Origin of the sequence: Sporomusa sp. (assembly GCF_035561255.1) — a bacterium.
Taxonomy (GTDB): domain Bacteria; phylum Bacillota; class Negativicutes; order Sporomusales; family Sporomusaceae; genus Sporomusa.
The window spans coordinates 1-9,173 of sequence record NZ_DATMXX010000245.1; the positions used below are offsets into that span (position 1 = coordinate 1).

The 9,173-nt window shown below is 45.8% G+C and carries 11 protein-coding genes, 1 tRNA gene and 1 other RNA gene; all 13 read left to right on the forward strand.

Annotation, left to right across the window (positions count from 1 at the left end; genetic code table 11):
- Positions 1-222 precede the first annotated feature (222 nt).
- The 13 genes from VN379_RS13860 to VN379_RS13920 all read left to right on the forward strand — a co-directional run bounded on the left by VN379_RS13860 (position 223) and on the right by VN379_RS13920 (position 8,812).
- Positions 223-528, forward strand: a complete 306-nt coding sequence (locus VN379_RS13860) for an HMA2 domain-containing protein (RefSeq protein WP_325534802.1) — start codon at positions 223-225, stop codon at positions 526-528.
- Positions 529-534: 6 nt separating this feature from the next.
- The gene (locus VN379_RS13865; protein WP_325534804.1) at positions 535-1,059 is read left to right on the forward strand and encodes an HMA2 domain-containing protein; all 525 of its coding nucleotides are present in this window, start codon (positions 535-537) and stop codon (positions 1,057-1,059) included.
- A complete protein-coding gene (locus VN379_RS13870) occupies positions 1,059-3,173 on the forward strand; it encodes a cation-translocating P-type ATPase (RefSeq protein WP_325534806.1) in 2,115 nt (704 codons plus the stop codon). The genes VN379_RS13865 and VN379_RS13870 overlap by 1 nt, the downstream gene beginning before the upstream one ends.
- A gap of 27 nt (positions 3,174-3,200) precedes the next feature.
- Positions 3,201-3,425, forward strand: coding sequence for a hypothetical protein (locus VN379_RS13875; protein WP_325534808.1), 225 nt, complete (start codon positions 3,201-3,203; stop codon positions 3,423-3,425).
- A 414-nt stretch (positions 3,426-3,839) separates the two neighbouring features.
- Positions 3,840-3,929: transfer RNA gene (locus VN379_RS13880), tRNA-Ser, on the forward strand.
- A gap of 33 nt (positions 3,930-3,962) precedes the next feature.
- Positions 3,963-4,123, forward strand: an RNA gene (gene ffs, locus VN379_RS13885) — signal recognition particle sRNA large type.
- Between the two features lie 141 nt (positions 4,124-4,264).
- The gene (gene dnaX, locus VN379_RS13890; RefSeq protein WP_325534810.1) at positions 4,265-5,986 is read left to right on the forward strand and encodes a DNA polymerase III subunit gamma/tau; all 1,722 of its coding nucleotides are present in this window, start codon (positions 4,265-4,267) and stop codon (positions 5,984-5,986) included.
- A gap of 18 nt (positions 5,987-6,004) precedes the next feature.
- Positions 6,005-6,331, forward strand: coding sequence for a YbaB/EbfC family nucleoid-associated protein (locus tag VN379_RS13895; RefSeq protein ID WP_325534812.1), 327 nt, complete (start codon positions 6,005-6,007; stop codon positions 6,329-6,331).
- Positions 6,332-6,334: 3 nt separating this feature from the next.
- Positions 6,335-6,928, forward strand: a complete 594-nt coding sequence (gene recR, locus VN379_RS13900; protein WP_325534814.1) for a recombination mediator RecR — start codon at positions 6,335-6,337, stop codon at positions 6,926-6,928.
- Positions 6,929-6,982: 54 nt separating this feature from the next.
- The gene (locus tag VN379_RS13905) at positions 6,983-7,240 is read left to right on the forward strand and encodes a YaaL family protein (protein ID WP_325534816.1); all 258 of its coding nucleotides are present in this window, start codon (positions 6,983-6,985) and stop codon (positions 7,238-7,240) included.
- A gap of 134 nt (positions 7,241-7,374) precedes the next feature.
- Entirely contained in the window at positions 7,375-7,671 is a 297-nt protein-coding gene (locus VN379_RS13910) for a YaaL family protein (protein WP_325534818.1), read from the forward strand.
- A gap of 48 nt (positions 7,672-7,719) precedes the next feature.
- Positions 7,720-8,004 (forward strand): pro-sigmaK processing inhibitor BofA family protein, encoded by a 285-nt coding sequence (locus VN379_RS13915; protein ID WP_325534820.1) that lies wholly within the window; start codon positions 7,720-7,722, stop codon positions 8,002-8,004.
- A gap of 118 nt (positions 8,005-8,122) precedes the next feature.
- A complete protein-coding gene (locus VN379_RS13920; RefSeq protein WP_325534822.1) occupies positions 8,123-8,812 on the forward strand; it encodes a hypothetical protein in 690 nt (229 codons plus the stop codon).
- The last annotated feature ends 361 nt before the right edge of the window (positions 8,813-9,173 follow it).

Below are 9,173 nucleotides of genomic sequence, written 5' to 3' on the forward strand. Positions count from 1 at the left end.
AGATGATATTCAATTATGAGATAAGGAGCTGATGTGATGAGGTTGTGCCATGGCAGGGTGAACTTAGGATTAGTGGTATCATTACTAGGGAGTCTTCTTTCCTTGCCGCTCAATAAACGGGTTCACTTATGGCTGGGAATCGGCTTCACTCTGTTGGCGACTATTCATACATGGCAACATCGCAGGCAGTTTACACATTACTTGCACAAGGAGAGACAAGAGATGGACCTATCCTCCCTGTATACGAACTTTTTTAATTCGTCGGCAAAGATAAAGCTGTTTTTGCAGCAGACTCAAGTGCTGCATTATATACCTGGCCGTATTCGCCTATACTCCCAGCATCTATTAAACAATCCGGAGATAGCCCGGCAGGTTAGTGAACATTTAGAGACAATACCGGAAATTAAACAGTTTGCGGTTAATGTTGCTACTGGTTCTCTGCTTATCCATTATTCGCCAGAGGATGTTTTACGTAATCCTCTGCTGCGGGACATGGAGCAACTGGTCGCTAAACAATATGGAAGGTGATATGAAATGACTTATCTTACCGGATTAGCTTTAGGTATTTCCGCTGGACGTCAGCTCAGTCAACTTATGCGAGGCAACGGCTTTTCTTTAGTTCATGCTTTGCCAGGAAGACGGCGTTACCAGCATGATGATTTGCTCCATAATAAAGAGTTAGCAGGAGAGTGGCGCCGTCACTTAGTTAATGTTAAGGGAATTAACCAGGTTAAAGTCAGTCCCGAAACAGGCAGTCTTTTAGTAGAATATACACTTCCGGACGAGCACATTGACCTAGTGATGGAGTACCTTGAACAATTGCACAAATTGCCGGGGCCACGGTCAGATTACGGTAAAATGGGAATGGATATTCAACGTTTTTTCCGGAGATTAAACCGCAATATATTTAAGAATACTGCCAGTAACTTGGATTTGCGTACAATAATGGCGTTATTGATGCTGTTTCGCGGTGGTGCCAAGATGTGGAACCTGGGGCAGCGACCTTCAGGCCCGCAGATGATATGGTGGGCTTATTCCTTGCTGAAAGGGCGTAGCTAATGGGATACCGGTATATAACCTTACCTATAAATAAGGCATTATCTGCACGTCAAAAAACGCTTTTAGAGGCTAACGTCAGACAAAACCCGTCTGTCGTCAGCGCTTATATCAGCAGTAATGGGAATCTGACCGTATACTATGAGGGGCAGTTGGTATTACCAGATCTAGTGGCCAAAATACAGCGTGCAGGTCGTGCAGATCAGCCGGTTGCAGCTTTACCTGCAAAACATAGCAGTGATGACAATACTCCCTTCGTTGAATACCGGCGGGATGCAATATTGGCTGGGGCCGGTCTAGTGGGATTGCAGCTACTGCGTATGGCAATGCCGGGTGCATTTACTGCCGTTTATTTGGGTCGTAGTGCTTTTGTCCTTTTTGTAGCCCGGAAATTTATTGTCAGTGGTGTACGTAGTTTGCTGGTTGAGCGTCAGCCCAATGCCGATTCACTCACAACAACTGCGGTTATGGCCTCAATTCTAGGCGGAAAACCTGAATCCAGCCTGACCCTTTTAGCTCTCTCTAATTTTGCTGAGATGTTAACTACATTTACTGCTGAAAGGGCTCGTAAACATATTTCTAACCTCCTGCGCCTTGATCAGCAATATATTTGGAGAATTGAAGATGATGGCCATGAAGTCCGTGTGGCAGTAGAAAGTCTGAAGCCTGGTGACCGGGTAGGCGTACACCTCGGAGAGAAGATATGCGTGGATGGACGGGTACTGTCCGGGGCTGCGGCGGTAGACCAATCGTCGATTACGGGTGAATACATACCTGTCGAAAAAACTGTAGGAGACTATGTTTACGCAGGTACTGTGCTCCAGAATGGTTTCCTGGAGATCGTGGTCGAAAAAATGGGGGATGATACGGCGTTGGCACGTATTGTCCATATGGTGGAAGAGGCGCAGGCGCGGCGGGCACCAGTGCAAAACTTTGCTGACCGTATGGCTAATATGCTGGTGCCGATATCCTTTATTGCTGCCGGTTTGGTTTACGGGGCAACTAAGGATTGGCAGCGCGTGTTAAACATGTTATTTATTGATTTTTCCTGTGGGTTAAAGTTGTCTACCGCCACGGCTATCTCGGCGGCGATAGGGCGGGCTGCCAGCCGGGGCGTCTTGATTAAAGGTGGCAACTATGTGGAGACTTTGGCGGGAATAGATACTGTTGTGATGGACAAAACCGGCACAATTACCATTGGTAAACCGCAAATTGTTGCTGTTAAAACAGCTCCAGGGATTAAAGAACGAGAATTGCTGTTATTGGCCGCCTCGGCGGAATTGCATTCAGCTCACCCCTTGGCTTGCGCTATCTTGGACCATGTGGAATCTCAAGGGTGGGCAATACCGCCTCACAGCAGTACTGAAACCATCATTGCCCGGGGTATTTTAGCTGAGGTGCCGGATTTCGAGGATATTCGTGGCGGGCGTATCCTGGTCGGCAGTTGGCGATTTATGGAGGAGTACAAGCTTCAATCCCCTGGCTTTGGGGATGAATCAGGGGCTGAATGTGGCTATAACCTGGTCTATGTGGCGCGTGATCAAGCATTATTGGGCTTGCTGGTAGTGAGCGATCCCATTCGGCCTAATCTGAAAAAAACTATTAACCAGTTACGGCGGCAAGGCGTTGATGAGGTTGTTATGATTACCGGTGATACTGAACCTGTTGCGAAACATGTTGCAGCCGCACTGGATCTTGACGCTTACTATGCCGAGGTTTTGCCCGAGGATAAGGCAACTTTAGTGAATCGGCTAAAACGGCGGTCACAGGTCTTGATGGTCGGTGACGGCATTAACGATGCACCCGCTTTAGCATTTGCTGATGTGGGAGTGGCTATGGGCGGACGGCGTACAGATATCGCTGTTGAGTCAGCTGCGATTACTATCAATTCTGAAGACCCACTGGTGCTTTCTGAGGTAGTTACATTAGGAAAGCAGACTATGAAGATTGTACAGCAAAACTTTACTGCTACAATTGCCGTCAATACTGCAGCAATGCTGCTGGGGGCGATCGGGCGAACCAATCCGATGATTTCAGCTCTTATTCATAATGCTGCGACTATTGGAGTTGTACTAAATAGTGCACGGATCTTAGTTGTTAATAAAAAACGGTGGTAGAACGTTAGGGAAAGGAGGTGAAAATAGATGTTTACAAGAACTGATTTTTGGATAGGTTTGGTTGTTGGAACTATTGCAGGGGCATTTGGGTACAAAATAATGTCAGAACAATCGATGCGCGTTATGGCACCGGCTGCACAAATACCAGCTGCTCAGGGAGTGGGGGAAATCCCGGTGGACGAGCTGATGCGTCAAAAAGAACGTCTGGAAGATTTAATCGCAGAACGGCAACAGGGTGTGGTTCAGGCGTAATCTAGGCACTTACAGTAGCTTAGCAATTTTACGTAAAAGAAGTAAGTCCAACCACTTAATCTGAAGGGGTTGGACTTACTTCACTAGGTCAACCATGAAATGAAAAATCAATTATGCAGACCGTTAGTTGGTAGCCTAGTGCATGCCTAATTGCAGGAGACTAAGATTATGATTAGATCGACTAGCGTAAGAAACATCTGGACAAAGTAGCATTAGTGATATATAATGCTTAAGCTAATGAAATTGATTTTTAGGAAACAGCAACTTGACAAGGCTTTTTGTACTAGTTATAATTAAACAGTATCTGGCGCAAGCTAGCTAGGTAGATTAATTAGGTAGTACAACTATTGTAAGCAATTACCGCTTGCATTGTATGTCTGAATAGTATATAATGAATTTCTGTTGAGAGCACATGGAGAGATGTCCGAGTGGTTGAAGGAGCACGCCTGGAAAGCGTGTGTACTGGAAACGGTACCGAGGGTTCGAATCCCTCTCTCTCCGCCATAAAATCCAAAGTTATTGCAGGGCCGCTTCAACGGCTTTTTGTTTTCTAGGCCGGGCTATAGCAGGGCCGGGTCTTACGCAATGGGAACTCATGAACCGCGTCAGATTCGGAAGGAAGCAGCGCTAAGTGACCATTCCTATGTGCCGTAAGGGTGCCTGGCTTCTGCTGTGGTCCGTCGTGGAAAACAAAGGCCATAACTACAAAATCGCATAATCATTTACTAAAAGTAGCCAAAAATACGGCTGCTTTTTTGCTATATTAATTATTTTTGTGAAAAAGGGAAACATTTTACTGGTGTGGAATATAACAATCTTGTAAGGTAGGAGGTGTGGGTATGGCCTATGTGGCATTATACCGAAAGTGGCGGCCGCAGGACTTCGACAATTTAGTTGGGCAGGAGCATATTAGTAAAACCCTTAAAAATGCGATTGCTAGCGGTAAGATTGCCCACGCCTATTTATTTGCCGGGCCGCGGGGCACCGGAAAAACCAGTACGGCTAAAATTTTAGCCAAGTCGCTTAATTGCCAGCATGGTCCTACAGCTAACCCCTGTAATGTCTGCCCTAATTGTGATAAGATTACCGCCGGCACTTCAATGGATGTATTTGAGGTGGATGCGGCCTCAAACCGGGGAATTGACGAGATTCGCGACCTTCGGGAAACCGTCAAGTTTGCACCGGTAGATGGGCGCTATAAAGTATACATAATTGATGAAGTCCATATGTTAACAACAGAGGCTTTTAATGCCCTACTAAAGACATTGGAGGAACCACCCGGCCATGTAGTGTTTGTCCTGGCAACAACTGAGCCACATAAGATTCCGGCGACAATTCACTCCCGGTGCCAACGGTATGATTTTCGCCGGATTGGCGTAAGGGAAATTGAGCAACGCTTAGCCACTGTAGCAGAGCATAGCGGCTTACAGGCTGCGCCAGAGGCGCTTAAGCTTATTGCTATTCAGGCTGACGGCGGTATGCGGGATGCACTTAGTATCTTGGATCAATGTGCTGCTTTAGAGAGCGGTGATTTGATAACTGCCGCCCATGTTAGGCAATTGCTTGGTTTGATTGGCCATGAATGGGTGTGGCAACTAACCGATGCTATCGCCGAACGTGACGCTCACAACGTCCTGCTCAAACTTGACGAACTGATTAGCATGGGAAAAGATGTGCGCCAATTACTTATTGAAATGGCACTTCATGCTCGTAGCCTGATGTTGTTTAAAGCTGCTCCTTCGATTGAAAATATCGAAATGTATAGTGATGATAAGTCGGTATTGGCTGCACAAAGCACTAAATTTACTCACCAAGAGCTAGTAGAGATGCTAGAAGTCTTGCACTCAACCGCTAACGAGACTAAATGGGCGGCTGAACCCCGTATTGCTGTGGAAATGGCGCTTATTACATTATGCCGGCGAGCCGCGGGGACAGATATTACTGCTTTGATTGAGCGGGTTACGGTGTTAGAGGCTCGGCTTGCCAATCAGCCGGAGGCAGCGGCCAGCATTGTAAGTGCGCGGCCGGTGCAGCCGATCTCAATATCCCCCAAACAGGCTTCTGTCTCGCCTGAACCACCCCAGCAACAGCAACAATCGTCCCGGCAGGAGAGGCCGTCAGTGCCTGCTAAAGCTACTGCTGCACCGCCTCTTCCCGAAGCGCCAAGTAGCAGTATAGGAAATTTGAATGAGATATGGGCCGCAGTGCTTAAGGAACTCTTAACTAGTGGTAAACGCTCAGTGCATGCCTGTGTCATGCAGGGGCATTTAACAGCGCTTACTGATAGTCAGGCAATGGTACGCTTTGCTGCAAGTTTTCCCAAGGAGCGTACTGAGAAAGACGATTACCGGGCAATCGTTGAAAAAACGCTTGCTCAAATTACCGGACAACAAGTAAAACTCATCTGCTCCCTGGGGCAGGATACACCGGTTGCTAAACCAACGGCGTCACCGCCGCCGGTACCTGCAGTGCAATCCGATCCAGGTATTAACCACCCGGCTGTCAAGCAGGCCCAAATGATGTTTGGCGGTACAGTAACTAAGGTAAAGGAAGAAAACTAAAATTAGGAGGATGATAACATGTTTGGAAATATGGGAAATATGGCAGGAATGATGAAAAAAGTTCAAAAACTTCAAGGAGATATGGCAAAACTCCAGGAAGAACTTAAAGCCCGCACAATTGAGGTATCCACCGGGGGGGGCGCAGTTAAGGTCGTAGTTACTGGCGAAAAGAAGATTCAGTCTGTTAAAATTGCACCCTCAGCTGTTGATCCTGAAGATGTAGAAATGCTGGAAGATTTGGTAGCTGCTGCTGTTAATGAGGCAATGACTAAAGTGGATGATATGATGGCACAGGAAATGGGCAAACTGACCGGCGGTCTCAATCTACCGCCAGGAATGTTTTAATTTATGAGCTACATTGCGCCAATCGCCAAGTTGATTGAGCATTTCCGCCGCTTGCCGGGGATTGGACCTAAATCGGCGGCGCGTCTTGCTTATCATGTGCTGAAAATGGATAAAAGCCAGGTAACAGCTTTGGCACAAGCGATTGTCGATGCAAAAGAGCGGGTTAGTTACTGTACTGTTTGTTTTGATTTGACAGATTCTGATCCTTGTCAGATCTGTCGGTCTGAGGGGCGGGACCAGTCGATTGTATGTGTAGTTGAGGACCCTAAAGATGTAACCGCGATGGAGCGTACTCGTGAGTTTAAAGGCTTATACCATGTATTGCATGGTTCGCTGTCGCCGCTTGAGGGAGTAGGCCCTGACGATATCAAGGTGAAAGAACTTTTAGACCGGATAAGCCGGGGGATTCAAGAAGTGATTATGGCTACTAACCCTAATGTCGAGGGTGAGGCGACGGCGATGTACATCGCCAAACTACTCAAGCCGCTTGGTGTCAAAGTTACCCGCATTGCCCACGGATTGCCAGTGGGGGGCGACCTCGAATATGCAGACGAGGTTACATTATCCAAGGCTCTTGAAAACCGCAGGGAAATGTAGGGACACTGTTTTATCCTGCCTGTTTATGGGAATACTATAACAGGGGGAGATATAATGAAAACAGTGTTAATGAACATCATCAATGGTTTTATACCGCAAAATATGCCGATCGTTCATAGTTTGCCGCCGTTGACTCAGCAGATTGAGCAAGCAAGACAAGAGTGGGTGAGTGCTCAAAACTATTATAACAATGTCTCCGATGTCGACTTGGTTGATCATGCCGCTTATCTTATTCAGGCTGCCGAGAAGAAATATACATATCTGCTGAAGCGTGCCCGGTATGAAGGGGTTCGTTATGCACCGTTCAATTAGGACGCATGTCTAAAATACCGGATTTTGATCCGGTATTTTTCATTATTTTGGACTGGCCGACATATATTGTCTATAAGCAGATGTGATTACTCATCACATGTAGCTAAGTCTTACTTTATGTTGGAGGGATAGTTATGGTGGCATGGCGGCGACTATTGGGCCTGTGGGATACCGAACAATCTGGATCTAAGGGCATACCGGGTCTAGCAGAAGTGGTGGATCAGGCCCGCCGGGACTGGTTATATGCTCAGACTTATTATAATTCAGTAACTGACTCAGATCTAATTGATTATGCTATTTATCTTAGCAAAGCCTATGAACGTAGGTATATGTATTTGCTAAGAAAAGCGCGCCAGGAGGGGATCCGGTATCCTGTGAGCGTAAGTATAACAGAAATTACTGACGCAGGAACTATACGCAGGGTATTCTAGCGTGGTAAAATTAAAGAAAAAAGCTATTTCTGAAGGGGGATTTAAGAGATGCCGTTTTTACCGGCAGGTTTAGAGTTTAATGTTATTATTGCGTATGCATTCGGTATTATTTTAATCTACCTTATTGGGCGGATGTTTTTAATGCCCATAAAACTGGTGTTTAAACTGATATATAACGGTTTAGTAGGGGGAATAATGCTTTGGGTCGTTAATTTTGTCGGTGGGTATATCGGCTTTACGATCGGTATTAATCCCATTACCGCACTTGTTGCCGGTTTTTTAGGCTTGCCTGGAGTTGTTTTATTGATATTGTTTAAAATATTTATTAATTAGCCAGACATACTGTCATTCTGAAAAGAGCTCTATCGTTATTCTTAAGAAATTTGGCGCATTTCAACTCGCGATCTTATCTAGATAATGGATCTTGTATGGACAAGGAGTGTATTGAGTATTGGATACTGTAAAAAATGTGCAGTTAACTGAACCGATCATTGAAGCATATGTTGGCGAATATGCTAGCGGCAAAAGCGAGAATGCCGTAAATAGGGCTCTTTATTTGAATAAGCAAGGCCTGCCTGTTACTATTGTCGATCTGGATACTGTGGAGCCGTGCTATACGCTTCGGCCGATCAAAAAGGAACTTGAAGATCTGGGACTTGATGTGGTGGCGTGGGAGACTCAGGATACTATGGGTTTAGGCGAAGCTGGCAGTGTCATTAAAGGTTCAATGCGTTGGGTATTGCGGCGCAAAGGTAATATCATTATGGACGTTGGTTATGGCGTGCATGGTGCGAGAATTTTTAATCTGGTAGAGGGTGCATTTGAGAGTCCTTATCTTAAGATTATTGCTGTACTTAATATGTCACGGCCATTTACCTCAACAGTGGACAATATTTTAGAATATGTCGCAACCCTAGGACGGGTTGATGCCGTGCTCAATAATACTCATATGGCTGAAGAAACTACTGTCGATATCGTACAGCGTGGTGCTCAGGGGATCACCGAGGCGGCCAAGCGCATCGGTGTACCTGTTGTAGCTACCGCCGCAGTAGCTGAGATTGCTGAGAAAATTGGACCATTTGACTGTATGGGCAATCCGGTTTGGCCACTGGAGCGAATTATGCCGCGCACCTTCTGGTGATATGAGTAAAGCAGCCTGATCCTTTTAAATGAAAAGGATCAGGCTGCTTTACTTTTAAGAAAGGAAATAAAAAAACACGTTGACATTATGGTACCTGCTATGATAACATAACAAAGCTGTCACTTTAGCGGTGATGCCAATATGTTATGTTGACACGGTGCAATAAACGTGATAACATATAAAAGCTGTCAAGTTCGGCAATAATGCGAATGCGACAAACCGTTCCCTGAAAACTGAACAATGTAAAGTAATGCATCATAAAAATGCCAGATGTGCGATGTGCTGCTTGCAGCACAAGCAACAAATAAGATTTGATTGATAATGAGCCGATAAACGGCTTCAATATAAGTAGTCACCTAGT